General features: G+C 67.3%; 13 protein-coding genes. 11 read left to right on the top strand and 2 right to left on the bottom strand.

The window, feature by feature from the left end:
- The first annotated feature begins 65 nt into the window (after positions 1-65).
- Positions 66-2,657, top strand: a complete 2,592-nt coding sequence (gene clpB, locus ABNK63_RS13440) for an ATP-dependent chaperone ClpB (RefSeq protein ID WP_350015906.1) — start codon at positions 66-68, stop codon at positions 2,655-2,657.
- A 109-nt stretch (positions 2,658-2,766) separates the two neighbouring features.
- Here the strand turns inward: clpB and ABNK63_RS13435 are convergent, their stop codons facing one another.
- Both ABNK63_RS13435 and ABNK63_RS13430 read right to left on the bottom strand, forming a co-directional pair.
- Positions 2,767-3,498 carry a CsgG/HfaB family protein gene (locus tag ABNK63_RS13435; protein ID WP_007808388.1) on the bottom strand — a complete coding sequence of 244 codons (732 nt, stop codon included), beginning with the start codon at positions 3,496-3,498 and terminating at the stop codon, positions 2,767-2,769.
- A gap of 489 nt (positions 3,499-3,987) precedes the next feature.
- Entirely contained in the window at positions 3,988-6,471 is a 2,484-nt protein-coding gene (locus ABNK63_RS13430) for a TonB-dependent receptor (protein ID WP_350015905.1), read from the bottom strand.
- 277 nt (positions 6,472-6,748) lie between these two features.
- Here ABNK63_RS13430 and ABNK63_RS13425 point away from each other — a divergent pair, with 277 nt between their 5' ends.
- The 10 genes from ABNK63_RS13425 to ybgC all read left to right on the top strand — a co-directional run bounded on the left by ABNK63_RS13425 (position 6,749) and on the right by ybgC (position 16,073).
- Positions 6,749-7,075: a zinc ribbon domain-containing protein gene (locus ABNK63_RS13425; RefSeq protein WP_350015904.1), complete on the top strand. Its 327-nt coding sequence runs from the start codon at positions 6,749-6,751 to the stop codon at positions 7,073-7,075.
- Between the two features lie 105 nt (positions 7,076-7,180).
- Positions 7,181-7,744 (top strand): DUF3011 domain-containing protein, encoded by a 564-nt coding sequence (locus ABNK63_RS13420; RefSeq protein ID WP_007808395.1) that lies wholly within the window; start codon positions 7,181-7,183, stop codon positions 7,742-7,744.
- Positions 7,745-7,864: 120 nt separating this feature from the next.
- Positions 7,865-9,619 (top strand): aspartate--tRNA ligase, encoded by a 1,755-nt coding sequence (gene aspS / locus ABNK63_RS13415; protein ID WP_007808396.1) that lies wholly within the window; start codon positions 7,865-7,867, stop codon positions 9,617-9,619.
- An 89-nt stretch (positions 9,620-9,708) separates the two neighbouring features.
- Positions 9,709-10,356, top strand: coding sequence for an alpha/beta hydrolase (locus ABNK63_RS13410; protein ID WP_040673331.1), 648 nt, complete (start codon positions 9,709-9,711; stop codon positions 10,354-10,356).
- 84 nt (positions 10,357-10,440) lie between these two features.
- Positions 10,441-11,163 (top strand): YebC/PmpR family DNA-binding transcriptional regulator, encoded by a 723-nt coding sequence (locus ABNK63_RS13405; protein WP_007808398.1) that lies wholly within the window; start codon positions 10,441-10,443, stop codon positions 11,161-11,163.
- A 151-nt stretch (positions 11,164-11,314) separates the two neighbouring features.
- On the top strand, positions 11,315-11,833 hold the full coding sequence (ruvC, locus tag ABNK63_RS13400) for a crossover junction endodeoxyribonuclease RuvC (protein ID WP_007808400.1): 519 nt from the start codon (positions 11,315-11,317) through the stop codon (positions 11,831-11,833).
- 37 nt (positions 11,834-11,870) lie between these two features.
- A complete protein-coding gene (ruvA, locus tag ABNK63_RS13395) occupies positions 11,871-12,467 on the top strand; it encodes a Holliday junction branch migration protein RuvA (protein ID WP_007808402.1) in 597 nt (198 codons plus the stop codon).
- A 15-nt stretch (positions 12,468-12,482) separates the two neighbouring features.
- Positions 12,483-14,414: a potassium transporter Kup gene (locus tag ABNK63_RS13390; RefSeq protein WP_007808404.1), complete on the top strand. Its 1,932-nt coding sequence runs from the start codon at positions 12,483-12,485 to the stop codon at positions 14,412-14,414.
- A gap of 203 nt (positions 14,415-14,617) precedes the next feature.
- A complete protein-coding gene (ruvB, locus tag ABNK63_RS13385; protein ID WP_350015903.1) occupies positions 14,618-15,667 on the top strand; it encodes a Holliday junction branch migration DNA helicase RuvB in 1,050 nt (349 codons plus the stop codon).
- Entirely contained in the window at positions 15,660-16,073 is a 414-nt protein-coding gene (gene ybgC / locus ABNK63_RS13380) for a tol-pal system-associated acyl-CoA thioesterase (protein WP_007808407.1), read from the top strand. The genes ruvB and ybgC overlap by 8 nt, the downstream gene beginning before the upstream one ends.
- The last annotated feature ends 23 nt before the right edge of the window (positions 16,074-16,096 follow it).

Genomic DNA, 16,096 nt, shown 5'->3' with positions numbered 1-16,096 from the left:
TGCGCCGTCCGCATTTTTGCGTCAGTGGCGGATGCACCGCCAAACCAGCCTCGGGGATCTTCGACATGCGGATGGACAAACTCACCTCGCGGTTCCAGCAGGCGCTGGCCGACGCGCAATCGCTGGCCGTGGGCCGCGACAACAACATGCTTGAGCCGGTGCACGTGATGGCGGCGCTGCTGGGCCAGCAGGGCGGCTCCACGGCGCCGCTGCTGACCCAGGCCCAGGTCAACGTGCCGATGTTCACGCAGCGGGTGAACGAGATGCTCGAGCGCCTGCCGCGGGTCAGCGGACAGGAAGGCAACATCAACCTCGGCAACGACCTCAATCGCCTGCTCAACCTCACCGACAAGCTGGCCCAGCAGCGCGGCGACCAGTTCATCGCCAGCGAACTGTTCGTGCTGGCGGCGCTGGAGGACAAGGGCGAACTGGGCGCGGCGCTGAAGGCGGCCGGCGCGACCAAGGCCAACCTCGAAGCGGCGATCGACAAGCTGCGGGGCGGCGAGAAGGTGCAGAGCGAGAACGCCGAGGAGCAGCGTCAGGCGCTGGAGAAATACTGCATCGACCTCACCGAGCGCGCCGAGCGCAACAAGCTCGATCCGGTGATCGGTCGCGACGAGGAAATCCGCCGCACCATCCAGGTGCTGCAGCGGCGCACCAAGAACAATCCGGTATTGATCGGCGAACCCGGCGTGGGCAAGACCGCGATCGTCGAGGGCCTGGCCCAGCGCATCATCAAGGGCGAGGTGCCCGAGGGCCTGCGCGACCGCCGCGTGCTGGCGCTGGACATGGGCGCGCTGATCGCCGGCGCGAAGTTCCGCGGCGAGTTCGAGGAGCGGCTGAAGGCGGTGCTCAACGACCTCGCCAAGAACGAGGGCCAGATCATCCTGTTCATCGACGAGTTGCACACCATGGTCGGCGCCGGCAAGGGCGAGGGCGCGATGGATGCCGGCAACATGCTCAAGCCGGCGCTTGCGCGCGGCGAGTTGCACTGCATCGGCGCCACCACGCTCGATGAATACCGCAAGTACATCGAGAAGGATGCCGCCCTGGAGCGGCGCTTCCAGAAAGTGTTCGTGGGCGAGCCCAGTGTCGAGGACACCATCGCGATCCTGCGCGGCCTGAAGGAGCGTTACGCGGTGCATCACGGCGTGGAGATCACCGACCCGGCGATCGTCGCCGCCGCCACCTTGTCCAATCGCTACATCGCCGACCGCCAGCTGCCGGACAAGGCGATCGACCTGATGGACGAGGCGGCCAGCCGCATCCGCATGGAGATCGACTCCAAGCCGGAGGAGCTCGACCGTCTCGAACGGCGGCTGATCCAGCTGAAGATCCAGCGCGAGATGCTGAAGAAGGAGAAGGACAGCGAGTCGAAGCAGCGCCTGGCCGATCTGGAAACCGACATCGACAAGCTCGAGCGCGAGTTCTCCGACCTCAACGAGATCTGGAAGTCCGAGAAGGCGTCGCTGCAGGGCACGACCAGGGTCAAGGAGCAGATCGAGCAGGCCCACCAGGAGCTCGAATCCGCCCAGCGCCGGCAGGATTACGCAAAGATGAGCGAGATCCAGTACGGCAAGCTGCCGGAACTGGAAAAGCAGCTCGCCGCGGCGCAGGCCGCCGAGACGCAGGATTTCAAGCTGGTGCAGACCAAGGTCACCGCCGAGGAAATCGCCGAGGTGGTGGCGCGCTGGACCGGCATCCCGGTCAGCAAGATGCTCGAAGGCGAGCGCGACAAGCTGCTGAAGATGGAAGACGAGCTGCACAAGCGCGTGGTCGGCCAGGACGAGGCGGTGCACGCGGTGGCCGACGCGATCCGTCGCTCGCGTGCCGGCCTGTCCGATCCGAACCGGCCGAACGGTTCGTTCCTGTTCCTGGGCCCCACCGGCGTGGGCAAGACCGAACTGTGCAAGGCGCTGGCCGAATTCATGTTCGACACCACCGACGCGATGGTGCGCATCGACATGAGCGAGTTCATGGAGAAGCACTCCGTCTCGCGCCTGGTCGGTGCGCCTCCGGGCTACGTCGGTTACGAGGAAGGCGGCTACCTCACCGAGGCGGTGCGCCGCCGGCCGTACAGCGTGATCCTGCTGGACGAGGTGGAGAAGGCCCATCCGGACGTGTTCAACATCCTGCTGCAGGTACTCGACGACGGCCGCCTCACCGACGGCCAGGGCCGCACCGTGGACTTCCGCAACACCGTCATCGTGATGACCTCGAACCTGGGCTCGCAGATGATCCAGGACGCGGCGGAAAGCGGCGGCGACGCGGAGGAGCAGTACACCCAGATGAAGGCCTCGGTGATGGGCGTGGTGCAGGCGCACTTCCGTCCCGAGTTCATCAACCGGCTCGACGAGATCGTGGTGTTCCGTCCGCTGGACAAGGCGCAGATCCGCGCCATCGCGAAGATCCAGCTGCAGTATCTGGAGCGGCGACTGGCCGAGCGTCAGCTGAAGCTCGGCGTGGCGGACGATGCGCTGGCGCTGCTCGGCAACGTGGGCTTCGATCCGGTCTACGGCGCACGGCCGCTGAAGCGGGCGATCCAGCAGCAGCTGGAGAATCCGCTGGCCAGGCAGATCCTGGAAGGACAGTTCCAGCCGGGCGATACGGTCGGGGTGTCCGCCGAGGGCGGGCAGCTGGTGTTTCGCAAGTCCTGATGCGGCGGCGGCAGCCCGGCTCCGCCTGAACGAAACAGGGCCATCCTGGATGGATGGCCCTGCTGTTTTTGCGAGGCTGCCTTTGGTGCCGAGCGGCCTTCGCCCGGACTCACTCGAGGTCGAGTACCTTCTTGTCGTTGTCGCGGCGGCGCTGTTCCTTCTGCTGGTAGCGGGCCTCGCAGCCGTCGCGCTTGACCATCACGCAATCCAGATAATCGGTGGCCTCGATCAGCGCAGCGCGCACGGCCTTGCTGGCCGGCGTCTTCTTCGAGTGGCCGAAGTCACCGCCCACGCCATGGGTGAAGCCGCTGAGGCTGACCCCGCCGCCGGAGCTGTTGCCCTCGACCGTGCGCGAGTACACCACTTCGGACGTTTCCGCGTCGATCACGCGCAGATCGATCGCCACGTAAGCCTGGGATTTGCCGCCGCCCACGCGGAAGCCCGCGATGTTGAGGCCGCCGCCCGTCTTGGACGTGTCTTCGGTGTAAGCGGCAACGCTGCCGGTGACCAGGTACTGTGCGCCGGTGATGTTGCCGGTGTGCGGCGTGCTGCCCGGACGCATGCGTGAGGAGGCGGCGAGATCCTGCTCGGCGAGCACGGCGTCGATCTTCTGTCGCTCGATCACCTTGAAGTCGCCGGTGGCGCTCAGTTCGTTGCTGAGCACATCGGCCAGCTGGTTGCCGACGTCGCCGTTCCACCAGCTGGCCGAGCTGGTCTGGTTGGTGAAGTCGATCACGGCGACGGTCATCGTCGGCGCTTCGCGGGCCATGGCGGCACCGCCTGCGGTCAATGCCAGGGCCAGCGCTGCGCCCAGCAGGCCCGTGTGGTTTGCGAGTTTCATCAAGTCCCCTCCAGTCATTGGCGTGATACCCGTCCGATCGACGCGCGATGCCGCGGCGAAAGTACGGGTGTGGTGTCGTGCCAGGGTGCAGTCCCCCCGCAATCCCCCTGGATTCCGGCTGCCGAGTGTCGCGGGCGGCGCAGGCGTTTGCCGTTGCGCGATCACGCCGGATGCTGGTCGTGCGGGATTGGCCTTGTCAAGCGGTCCCTGCACGGGTGCACTCCCCGGTGCAGGGCGGCACCCTGTGCGGCGATTATCCGGGGGCGGCCCCGGGCCGGCTGTCAGCGCGGACGGCAGGTGGTGTAGGGCAAACCCGTCAATGCCTGGCGGCGGGGACGACAGGGCAGCCCGGCCGTGCGGGAGCTGTCGGGGTGGCGACGCCGGGATGGAGGCCTCGGGCGGTCAACGAAGTCGGTCGAGAGCGATGGGGCCGGGACGCAGCCCCGGGCGAACCGGGGCTGCGTGTTGCCGTGGCGGTGCCGCGTTCGCTCACTGCCAGCTGTAACGCACCTTGCCGTAGACGTAGGCGCCGTTGTAGCCGAACGGCGAGAAGGTCGAGTAGGGCAGGGTGCCGTTGTTGGTGTTGTTGGCGATGTTCCTGTCCGGATGGGCGTCGAGCGCGTTGTCCGCGCCCACGGTGAAGGTCCAGTCATGGAGGTTGTAGTTCACCGCCAGGTCGAGCACCCACTTGGGTGTGAAGGTCTGGTCGATCACCGGCGGCGTGGCGTTCGGGTTGTAGCTGGCCAGGCTGCTGACATAGCTGGTGTAACGGCCATAGCGTGTCAGCGTGCCGGTCACGCCCCAGTTGCCCACGTTGTATTGCTCGTTGAGGATGAGCTTGCTGCGCGGGCTGGAATTGCCCAGGTATCCCTGGATGTCCTGGCGGTTCAGGCGGACGAAGCTGACGCCCAGGTTGTCCAGCACCGCCGGGTTCGGCTTCACGTCGGTGACCGTGTTCTGGTTGTAGTTCGCGCTGAGCGTGGTGGCCAGGGTGCCCGCGTTGCCGAGGTCGGCCAGGTAGCTGCCCACGAAATCGACGCCACGGGTGCGCGTGTCCGCCGCGTTGGTGAAGTAGTTGACGCTGCTGTAGCCGAGATCGCTGATGCCGTTGGCGGCCAGGTAGCTGACCACCGCGGGGGTGGTGGTCGAGATCGCGCCGGACAGCGCCACGCGGTCGCGGATGTTGATCTGGTACACGTCCAGGCTGAGGGTCAGCGCATCGGTGGGGCTCCACACCGTGCCCAGCGTGTAGTTCCTGGACTTCTCGGGCTTCAGCGCTTCGGCACCCAGCAACTGGGCGATCTGGCTGCCGACCGGTACCAGTCCCCGGTTGTAGATGCCTGCCGGCAGGCCCGGCAGACTGCCGGCGCCGTAGAACAGCGAGGAGATCTGCGAGAAATACTCCTGCCCCAGCGAGGGCGCGCGGAAGCCGGTGGAGGCGCTGCCGCGGATGGCGAAGCTGTCGGTGAAGTCGAAGCGACCCGACAGCGAGCCGGACGTGGTGTTGCCGAAGTCGTTGTAATGCTCATGCCGCACCGCAGCCGCCACCCCAAGCCGGTCGGTGAGGTTGGTTTCGAGGTCGAGGTAGGCGGCCACGTCGTGGCGGGAGGCGTCCACCGCGTTCGCCGGTTGCCAGCCGGCAAAGCCCTGTGCGCCGCCGGAGACGCCGGAGGTGCCCACGTACCAGGACGGCAGCGAGCCGGCATCGATGGCGTAGGTCTGCCGCAGGTACTGGGCACCGAACGCCACCGTGAGCGAATTGGGCAGCCAGCCCGCCTGGATGTCCTTGGCGACGTCGAGATCCAGGCTCTGCTGCTCGGCGCTGAGGATGCCGTCGCTGAAGACGCTGGGCGCGCTGCCTAAGTCGTTGAGGTAGGCGTAGTTGGTGCTGTTGCGTGTTTCGTAGGAAACCCGGTTGCGACCGTAGTTGCCGCTCAGATCCCAGCGCCAGCCGCCGATCTTGCCACGCAGGCCCGCCACCAGCGAGGTGTCGGTGGAGTCGGCATGTTCGAGCGGCAGGAAGCCGTCCGGATACACCTGGCCGATCAGTGCATTGTTCGGTTTGGGCGAATTGGTGCCATAGCGGAAGAACGCGGGTGACGTGCTCTGGCGGCGACCGTAGTGCCCGAAGCTGTAAAGCTGCACGTCCGGGGTGATGTCGTACTGCGCATTCAGCAGCAGGTTGTTGTCATGCACGTCCGGGTCGCCCTGGCGGAAGTTCACGCCCAGCTGCGGGAAGCCGGGGCGATTGTCCGGCCCGGCGCGGTTGGTGTGATCCTGGTTGCCACTCTGCAGTGCAAGCCGCAGCCAGCCCTTGTCGCCGCCCAGCGGGATGCCGAAGTTGGCCGAGCCCTGCCACTGCCTGCCGTCGCCCGCGGAGTACTGGCCGCCAGTGACCTGCACGTCGCCGCCCTTGGCGCCCTGTTTCAGGATGACGTTGATGACGCCGGCGATCGCGTCCGAGCCGTACTGGGCGGACGCGCCGTCGCGCAAGACCTCGATGTGGTCGATGGCGGACATCGGGATGGTGTTCAGATCCACCGGCTGCGAGCCGCGGCCGATCACGCCGTTGTTGAGCAGGATGGCGCCCGGATGCCAGCGCTTGCCGTTCACCAGCACCAGCACTTCGTCGGGCGACAGGCCGCGCAGCTGGGCGGGACGCTGCGTGTCGGCCGAGTCGGCGGCGGCCGGGCGCGGGAAATTCAGCGAGGGAATGATGCGCGCCAGCGCTGTGGACAATTCGCTGGTGCCGGTCTGCTGCAGGACCTTGGCCGACACCACGTCGATCGGGGTCAGCGAGCTGCTTTCCGTGCGGTTGTCGGCGCGGGTGCCGGTGACGATCACGGCACTGAGGTCGCGGGCCTTGGCGGGTGCCGGTGCCTGTGTTTCCTGCGCCGCGGCATTGCCGGCCAATGCCAGCAACACCGCGGCAGGAAGCCATGCCGACGCGGTCGTACGGGTACGCTTGCTCATGAGGTTCTCCGGATGGGGATGTTGCCGTGCAGCAATCACAGACTAGTGGTGCAGGTAGTGACCGTCAATAGACGTATAGACGTCTATACGTCCATAGCCAATGCGTCGATCCCGGCGCGCGGGCGTCTGGCGGGTCGGTCACGCCCGGTTCCGGTCACGAGGCTACTACCCGCCCGCGCGCATCGCCATGAGCGGTCCGGCACGTTGAAATCCGCCGGTCAGCGCCGATAATGGCCAGTTGCCGGCTCGCGTGCCGGCGGGATTTTCCGGAGCCTCCATGCCCATCTACGAATTCGAATGCAGCCAGTGCGGTCACCGTTTCGACCGCCTGCAGAAGTTGTCCGACACCGACCCGGTGGTCTGCCCCGCGTGCGACACCCCGAACCTGCACCGGCGGGTCAGCGCGCCGTCCTTCCGGCTGGCTGGCAGCGGCTGGTACGAGACCGACTTCAAGAAGGACGGCGACAAGAAGCGCAACCTGGTCGATGCATCACCGGGCGAGGCCAAGCCCGCCGCCGGTGCGCCGGTCGCTGCGGCCGCAGCCCCCGCCCCCGCTGCCAGCCCCGCGCCGGCGGCAGGCGGATCGGGCAACAGCGGAAGCTGAACCACGGAGCGGCGGCGCAGTTTCCTGCGCGGCTTCGCAAGATATGCTGACCTCCGGAGACGGCGGCGATCCCGCTGCCGCCACTGCCAGCGAGGAGCAAGACCGATGCGCGCAATCAGCGGATGGACCAGTGGAATAGTCATTGCAGGACTGCTGGGCAGCCTGCTCGGGATCGCGTCGCCGGTGCGCGCGCAGTCGGATGCGCCGGTGCGCTGCGTGAGCAAGGACGGGCACTATGCCCGCTGCGCCGTGCCGTGGCGCCGGGTCGAACTCTACAAGCAGGAGTCCAAGGGCGCCTGCATCGAGGGCCAGAGCTGGGGCATGGATCACGGCACCTTGTGGGTCGACCGGGGTTGCCGCGGCCTGTTCGGTCCGGCCGGGCGCGGTGGCTACGGTGACTACCGTGGTGATCGTGGGGGACATGGCAACCCGCACGGCGGCTGGCAGCCAGGCCCGGACTGGAATCGCCGGATCAGCCTGCAGTGCGACAGCAACAAGAAGAAGTACCAGATGTGCCAAGTCGACGTGGGCCGCAACGGCAGCGTGCGACTGGCACGCCAGCTCTCCGATGCCCGCTGCACCGAGGGCTACAGCTGGGGCTGGAACCGCGCCGGGGTGTGGGTGGCGCACGGTTGCCGCGGCCAGTTCCTGGTCGATCGCCGCTGGTGATGCGGGCCGGGCCGGTGGCGGTCGTCCGCCGCCGGTCCGCCGCGGCGCGCGGCGGTGGTAAACTTGGCGGTCTTTTCCCCTGCCTGAAGTCGCCCCGCGGCGACGCCGGAGTTCCAACGCATGCGCACGCATTACTGCGGCCTCATCGATGAGTCGCTGATCGGCCAGTCCGTCACCCTGTGCGGCTGGGTCAACAAGATTCGTCTGCAGGCCCACGTCGCCTTCGTCGACCTGCGCGACCACGAGGGCCTGGCGCAGGTGGTGGTCGACCGCGACAACGCCGCGGCCTTTGCCGTGGCCGGCGAGATCGGCAACGAGTATTGCCTGCGTGTCACCGGCACCATCCGTGCGCGCGTGTCGGTCAACGACAAGCTGAAGACCGGCACGGTCGAGCTGTTGGCCGACACGGTGGAGATCCTCAATGCCGCGAAGGATCTGCCGTTCGCACTGCACGAGAATCCGAACGAAGACATGCGGATGACCTACCGCTACCTCGACCTGCGCCGCCCGGAGATGCAGGCGATGATGCGCAAGCGGATCAGGCTGGTGCAGGCGCTGCGCCGCTACCTGGACGAGCGTGGCTTCCAGGACATCGAGACGCCGATCCTGACCAAGGCCACCCCCGAAGGTGCGCGCGATTACCTGGTGCCCAGCCGCGTGCACCCGGGCCAGTTCTACGCCCTGCCGCAGTCGCCGCAGCTGTTCAAGCAGATCCTGATGATGGCCGGCTTCGATCGCTACTACCAGATCGCCCGCTGCTTCCGCGACGAGGACCTGCGCGCCGACCGCCAGCCGGAATTCACCCAGCTCGACCTGGAGTTTGCCTTCGTCGAGGAAAAGGACGTGCAGGATTTCGTGGAGGAGCTGATCCGCCACGTGTTCCGCGAAGTGCAGGGCGTGGAGCTGGACGCCGCGTTCCCGCGCATGACCTGGGCTGAGGCGATGCGTCGCTTCGGTTCGGACAAGCCGGACCTGCGCATCGCGCTGGAGCTGGTCGACGTGGCCGCTGCGCTGAAGCATATCGAGTTCAAGGTGTTCGCCGAGCCGGCCAATGCTCCGGATGGCCGCGTGGCGGCCTTGCGCGTGCCCGGCGGCAGCACCCTGTCGCGCAAGGACATCGACGGCCTGACCGAATACGCCTCGCGCTACGGCGCGAAGGGCCTGGCCTGGCTGAAGGTCGAGGATCTGGTCAGGGGTCGCGAGGGCATCAACTCGCCGGTGGCGAAGTTCCTCGACGACGTGGCGCTGGACGGCGTGCTGAAAGCCACCGGCGCGCAGACCGGTGACATCGTGTTCTTCGGCGCCGGCGCGTGGAAGACCGTCACCGACTTCATGGGCGCGGTGCGCCTGAAGGTGGGCAAGGATCGTGGCCTGGTCGAGGAAGGCTGGAAGCCGCTGTGGGTCACCGACTTTCCGATGTTCGAATACGACGCGGAAGAACAGCGCTACGTCGCCCTGCACCATCCGTTCACCGCGCCGAAGATCGACGACATCGCCGACCTGAAGAGCCACGCCGCCACCGCGGTGAGCCGGGGCTACGACATGGTGCTCAACGGCAACGAGATCGGCGGCGGTTCGATCCGTATCCACCGGCCGGACATGCAGAGCGCGGTATTCGAGTTGCTGGGCATCGGCGCGGACGAGGCCGAGGCGAAGTTCGGCTTCCTGCTCAAGGCGCTGAAGTTCGGCGCGCCGCCCCACGGCGGCCTGGCCTTCGGCATCGACCGCATCGCCGCGCTGATGGCCGGCACCGAGTCGATCCGCGACGTGATCGCCTTCCCCAAGACCACCAGCGCGCAGGATCTGATGACCGACGCGCCGTCGCCGGTCGGCGATGCGCAGTTGAAGGAACTGCACGTGGCGGTGCGGGCTTAGGAGCGTGGGCGGCTTCGGGCGGTTGTCCATGCCGGCCGCTTCCACGTTTTCGATTCCCGGCTCCCCGGCCACCCTTCCCGGCGCTCGCCATGTCTGAACATGTGATCCTGCTGCACGGCCTCTGGATGCGCGGTTTTGCGTTGTCCATGCTGCATCGCCGGCTGATGGAGGCGGGCTTTCGCGTGCATCGCTTCGACTACCTCAGCGTGGCGGCCACCGAGCAGCGCATCCTGGACCAGTTGCATGCACGCATGACCGACTTGCTCGGCGAAGCCGATGCCCAGGCCGTGCACCTGGTCGGGCACAGCCTGGGCGGGCTGCTCGCGCTGCGCGCCTGCCATGACGCCGCCGCATTGCCGTCCGGTCGCATCGTCTGCCTCGGTTCGCCGCTGCGTGGCAGTGCGGCGGCGCGCAGCTTTGCCCGCTGGGGACGTGGTGGCGAGGTATTGCTGGGGCACAACCGCGAGCTGCTGGAGCAGGGGCTCGAACGCTGGGATGGCCCGCGCGAGGTGGGCATGATCGCCGGCTGCACGCCGCTGGGACTGGGCGCCATGCTTGGTCATTTCCAGGGCGAACACGATGGCACCGTGGCGGTCGAGGAGACCCTTCTGCCGGGGCTTGCCGACCATTGCGTGGTCGAAACCAACCACACCGGCCTGCTGTTTTCGCCCGAAGTGGCGCAGCTGACTGCCGGTTTCCTGCGCCACGGGCGTTTTTCGCCACCGCAGCCGCGTTGAGACGCCGCACCCCGCGATCCGGCACACAGGTTCAATTCAGGTAAAATTCCCGGCTTGTCCAACCGCCGTCGTGCAGGAATCGTCATGGGTAGAGGTCCGTCCATCGAAGGTCGCAAGAACGCCGAAGACGCCAAGCGCGCCAAGGTGTTCACCAAGCTGATCCGCGAAATCACCGTCGCCACCCGCGCCGGAGTGGCAGACCCTGGCGGCAACCCGCGCCTGCGCGCGGCGATCGACAAGGCCTTGTCAGCCAACATGACCAAGGACACCATCGAGCGCGCGATCAAGCGCGGCTCCGGTGCCGATGGCGGCGCCGACATGCAGGAACTGCGCTACGAGGGCTACGGCCCGGCCGGCACCGCGCTGATCATCGAAAGCTTCACCGACAACCCCACCCGCACCGTGGCCGACGTGCGCTATGCGCTGACCAAGCACGGCGGCAACCTGGGCACCAGCGGTTCGGTGGCGTTCCAGTTCACCCGTTGCGGCGAGCTGGTGTTTGCCACCGGCGGCGACGAGGCGGCCGAGGAGAAGGTGCTGGAGGCAGCACTGGAAGCCGGCGCCGATGACGTGGTCAACGAGCACGGCGAAAGCACCGTGCTGTGCGCGCCGGAAAACTTCGAGGCGGTGCAGCAGGCGCTGGTCGATGCGGGGCTGAGCGCGCTGCACGCCGGCGTGGTGATGCGTCCCAACAACCGCGTCGAGGTGCCGGAAGAGGCGCTGGAACAGCTGATGGACCTGCTCGAGAAGCTGGACTCGCTGGACGATGTGAGCGAGGTGTCCCACAACGCCCTGCTGCCGACGTGAAGCAGGGAATGGGGAATCGGGCATAGGGAATGGACAGGACCGCGCAGTCCCGGGTGATCTTCATCCGCGGCCGAGCTCAATCATGAGCAAGGCCTCCGTCGCTGGGTGCGCAGCTTCCGATTCCCGACTCCCGATTCCCGATTCCCGTGCCGTGCGCATCATCGGCATCGATCCGGGCAGCCAGCGCACCGGCGTGGGCATCATCGACGTGGATGACACGGGCAAGCTGAGCCATGTGTTCCATGGTGCGCTTGCCGTGGCGGGCGAGGCGACCTTCCCGCTGCGGCTCAAACGCATCTTTGACGAGCTGTGTGACATCATCGCCACGCATCGGCCGGCCGAATGCGGGATCGAGCGCGTGTTCATGGCGCGCAACCCCGACTCGGCATTGAAGCTGGGCCAGGCGCGTGGCGCCGCCATTTGCGCAGTGGTCAGTCAGGGGATCGTGGTGCACGAATACGCGGCAACCGAAGTGAAGCAATCCGTGGTCGGCAGTGGCCGCGGCGACAAGACCCAGGTGCAGCACATGATCGGCGTCCTGCTTGGCCTGAAAGGTCCGCTGCAGGCTGACGCCGCCGATGCGCTGGCGATCGCCGTGACCCATGCGCATACCCGCGCCAGCCTGGCCCGGGTCGGCATTCCGCGCACCGCCTGGAGGCGACGCCGATGAAGGCGTCGCGGATGAAGAAGACCGCGAGGCGGCGCCGGTGATCGGGCGGCTGCGCGGCACCCTGATCGGCAAGCAGCCGCCGTCGTTGCTGGTCGACGTGGGCGGGATCGGCTACGACGTCGAGGCGCCGATGTCGACCATCTACGACTTGCCGGGCCTGGGCAAGGAAGTGGTGTTGCTGATCCATCATGCGGTGAAGGAAGACGGCATCACTCTTTATGGCTTCCTGCACGAGACCGAGCGCGCGCTGTTCCGCAACCTGCTCAAGGTCAGCGGCATCGGCGCGAAGATCGCCTTGTCCGTGTTGTCCGGCGTGTCCACCGACCACTTCGCGCGGCTGGTGCAGGCCGGCGACGTGGTGGCGCTGACCAAGATTCCCGGCATCGGCAAGAAGACCGCCGAACGCATCGTGGTGGAACTGCGCGACCGGCTCGACGGCGTGGCCGGCGTTCCCGGCGTGCCGTCGCAGCGGGCCAGCGCGCCACTCGATGCGGCCGGCGAGGCGACCGTGGCGCTGCAGCAGCTGGGCTACAAGCCAGCCGAAGTCAGCCGCCTGGTGCAGAAAGTGGCCGCGGAAGGCGATACGGCCGAAGCCATCATCCGCAAGGCGCTGCGCGCCGCTCTGGGCAGCTAGCTCGCCAGGACTTCAATGAATACACAAGCAGACAACCCGGCCCAGCCATCGGCCCACGGTGACACCGCCCACGTGCGTGGCGCCAAGTCGACGCTGATCCTCGGCGCGATCGGCGTGGTGTTCGGCGACATCGGCACCAGCCCGCTGTACACCATGCACGAGACCTTCCTGCCCGAGCACGGCCTGCATCCCCGGCCGAGCACGGTGCTGGGCATCCTGTCGCTGGTGACCTGGTCGCTGATCATGGTGGTGGCGGTGAAGTACGTCAGCCTGGTCATGCGAGCGGACAACAAGGGCGAGGGCGGCATCATGGCGCTGATGACGCTGGCGCAGCGTGCCAGCGGCAAGTCCGTGGCCACGCGTCGGGCGGTGATGCTGATGGCCTTGCTGGGGGCGGCGCTGTTCTTCGGCGATGGCGTGATCACGCCATCCATTACCGTGTTGTCCGCGATCGAGGGCCTGCAGGTGGCCGCGCCGTCGCTGTCGCATTACGTGGTGCCGGTGACGGTGGCGGTGCTGGTGGGCCTGTTCTGGCTGCAGCGGCATGGTACGGCCAAGGTCGGCGCGATCTTCGGGCCGGTGATGGTGGTGTGGTTCCTGGCACTGGGGGTAATCGGCGTATGGAATATCATCCAGGCACCGGAAGTGCTGCGTGCACTGAATCCATGGCATGCGGTGCAGTTCTTCATGACTCATGGCAAGACCTCGATCCTGGCGCTGGGTTCGGTGGTGCTGTGCGTGACCGGCGCCGAGGCGCTGTATACCGACATGGGCCACTTCGGCCGGGTGCCGATCCGCGCCGCGTGGTTCTTCTTCGTGATGCCGGCGCTGCTGCTGAATTACTACGGCCAGGGCGGCCTGCTGCTGGTGCATCCGGAGACCATCGCCAACCCGTTCTATCACTCGGTGCCGGAGTGGGCGCTGTATCCGATGATCGCGCTGGCCACGATGGCGGCGGTGATCGCTTCGCAGGCGGTGATCTCCGGCGCTTTCACCGTGTGTCGGCAGGCGATCCAGCTCGGCTTCCTGCCCCGCATGCAGGTGGTGCACACCTCGCGCGAGGCGATCGGGCAGGTCTTCCTGCCGTGGATCAACCGCGCGCTGATGGTGGCGGTGATCGCCACCGTGGTCGGTTTCGGCTCGTCCAACGCGCTGGCCGGCGCCTATGGCATCGCCGTGACCGGCACGATGGCGATCGACACGGTCCTGGTGATGATCGTGGCCCGCCGCATGTGGCAGTGGAGCCGTCTGCTGGTGATCGGCCTGGGCGTGATCCTGCTGGCGATCGACCTCAGCTACTTCGGCGCCAATACGCTGAAGATCCTGCAGGGCGGCTGGTTCCCGCTGGTGCTGGGCCTGCTGATGTTCGCGGTGATGACCACCTGGCGCCGCGGTCGCGAGCTGGTGGTGCGCGAGATCAAGCAGGGCGGCCTGGCGCTGGCGCCGTTCATCGAGAACATGGCTGCGCATCCGCCATTGCGCGTGCCCGGCACGGCGGTGTTCCTCACCGCCAACCTCAGTGCGGTGCCGCATGCCCTGCTGCACAACCTGAAGCACAACAAGGTGCTGCACGAGCGCAACGTGCTGCTCACCGTCGGCATCCTGGAAACGCCGGTGGCCGAGGCCGATGAGCGCATCCAGCTCACCGCGCTGTCGTCCGGCAGCGACGACTTCTACGCGCTGGAGCTGCGCTTCGGCTTCGCCGAGGACCCGAACATCCCGCAGGCGCTGTCGCAGTGTTCGCGCGAAGGCCTCGCCTTCGACATGATGGACACCACCTTCTTCCTGTCCCGCGAGAGCATCGTGGCGGACGAGCGTCGTCCCGGGATGGCGCTGTGGCGCGACAAGCTGTTCGCCTTCATGTCGCGCAACGCGTTGCCCGCCACCGCGTTCTTCCAGATCCCCGGCAACCGGCTGATCGAGCTGGGGGCGCAGGTGGAGATCTGATCCGCGCAGCGGATCGGATCTCCACCGCGGCCCACGGATGGGCCGCACGAATGCCGATCGTTTTGGCGATCGGCATTCGAAGCAGGATCGGGCAACGCCCGATCCTGCGAGCCGGGAAAGTGCAGGAAAGCACGTTCCCGGCATGAAGGGCTGCCTTTGCCGGTGATTCCCGCTCCGTTTCATCCGCCTGCCATAATGGCGGCATGACCGAAGCCCGCATCATCACCGCCGCCGCCCAGCTCGACGACGACGCGCTGGAAGCCACCATCCGGCCGAAACGGCTGACCGAATACCTCGGCCAGCAGGCGGTGCGCGAACAGCTGTCGATCTACATCGAGGCGGCCAGGAAGCGGGGCGGGGCGCTGGACCACGTGCTGATCTTCGGCCCGCCCGGCCTGGGCAAGACCACGCTGAGCCACGTGATCGCCAACGAGCTTGGCGTCAACGTGCGCTCCACCTCCGGCCCGGTGCTGGAACGCGCCGGCGACCTCGCCGCGCTGCTGACCAACCTGGAGGCGAACGACGTGCTGTTCGTCGACGAGATCCACCGGCTGTCGCCGGTGGTCGAGGAAGTGCTGTACCCGGCGATGGAAGACTTCCAGATCGACATCATGATCGGCGAGGGCCCGGCCGCCCGCTCGATCAAGCTGGACCTGCCGCCGTTCACCCTGATCGGCGCGACCACCCGCGCCGGCATGCTCACCGCGCCCTTGCGCGACCGTTTCGGCATCGTGCAGCGGCTGGAGTTCTACACCGCCGACGAGCTCACCGCGATCGTGCGCCGGGCGGCGAGGATACTCGGCATCAGCTGCGCGCCGGAAGGGGCGCAGGAAATCGCCCGCCGTTCGCGCGGCACGCCGCGCATCGCCAACCGCCTGCTGCGCCGGGTGCGCGATTACGCCGAGGTGCGCGCCGGTGGCGAGATCACCCTGGCCGCGGCGCAGGCGGCGCTGGACATGCTGAAGATCGACCCGCAGGGTTTCGACGAACTGGACCGGCGCCTGCTCGGCCTGATCATCGAGAATTTCGACGGCGGTCCGGTTGGCGTGGAGTCGCTGGCCGCCGCGCTGAGCGAGGACCGCGGCACGCTGGAGGACGTGGTCGAGCCGTACCTGATCCAGCAGGGTTACCTGGTGCGCACCGCCCGCGGCCGCATGGTCAGCGCGAAGGGCTGGCGTCACCTGGGGCTGACCCCGCCGCCGCGCCAGGCGCAGGCGGCCGACCTGTTCGATGCGGGGGCCGGCGATGTCTGAGCCGGCCGCGCAACTGCCTTTCAGCTGGAAGGTCAGGGTCTACTGGGAAGACACCGACGCCGGCGGCGTGGTCTATCACGCCGGCTACCTGCGCTTCATGGAGCGCGCCCGCAGCGAGTGGATGCGCGCGCTGGGCGTGGACCAGCTGGCGTACAAGCAGGCCACCGGACTGGCCTTCATGGTCCGTGACATGCACATCGACTTTCTCAAGCCAGCCCTGCTGGATGATGAACTGACGGTAACGGTCGACGTCAAAGAACGGCGCGCTGCCAGTATCCTGTTCACCCAGACGATCATGAAGGCGGACGGCAGTTGCCTGATCCGCGCCAGCGTGCGGGTGGCCTGCGTCGATCTCCAGCGCATGCGGCCGGCACCGATTCCGGCCGACCTGATTCCTCAAGAATAACCAAGCCGAACCGGCGGAGTACC

The sequence above is a fragment of the Rhodanobacter sp. IGA1.0 genome, from assembly GCF_040208325.1.
Classification (GTDB): domain Bacteria; phylum Pseudomonadota; class Gammaproteobacteria; order Xanthomonadales; family Rhodanobacteraceae; genus Rhodanobacter; species Rhodanobacter spathiphylli.
This window is presented reverse-complemented; position numbering and strand designations above follow the sequence as displayed.

Coding starts and splice junctions, on each gene's coding strand:
- clpB (WP_350015906.1), top strand. CDS start 66: ATGCGGATGGACAAACTCACCTCGCGGTTCCAGCAGGCGCTGGCCGAC.
- ABNK63_RS13435 (WP_007808388.1), bottom strand. CDS start 3,498: ATGAAACTCGCAAACCACACGGGCCTGCTGGGCGCAGCGCTGGCCCTG.
- ABNK63_RS13430 (WP_350015905.1), bottom strand. CDS start 6,471: ATGAGCAAGCGTACCCGTACGACCGCGTCGGCATGGCTTCCTGCCGCG.
- ABNK63_RS13425 (WP_350015904.1), top strand. CDS start 6,749: ATGCCCATCTACGAATTCGAATGCAGCCAGTGCGGTCACCGTTTCGAC.
- ABNK63_RS13420 (WP_007808395.1), top strand. CDS start 7,181: ATGCGCGCAATCAGCGGATGGACCAGTGGAATAGTCATTGCAGGACTG.
- aspS (WP_007808396.1), top strand. CDS start 7,865: ATGCGCACGCATTACTGCGGCCTCATCGATGAGTCGCTGATCGGCCAG.
- ABNK63_RS13410 (WP_040673331.1), top strand. CDS start 9,709: ATGTCTGAACATGTGATCCTGCTGCACGGCCTCTGGATGCGCGGTTTT.
- ABNK63_RS13405 (WP_007808398.1), top strand. CDS start 10,441: ATGGGTAGAGGTCCGTCCATCGAAGGTCGCAAGAACGCCGAAGACGCC.
- ABNK63_RS13390 (WP_007808404.1), top strand. CDS start 12,483: ATGAATACACAAGCAGACAACCCGGCCCAGCCATCGGCCCACGGTGAC.
- ruvB (WP_350015903.1), top strand. CDS start 14,618: ATGACCGAAGCCCGCATCATCACCGCCGCCGCCCAGCTCGACGACGAC.
- ybgC (WP_007808407.1), top strand. CDS start 15,660: ATGTCTGAGCCGGCCGCGCAACTGCCTTTCAGCTGGAAGGTCAGGGTC.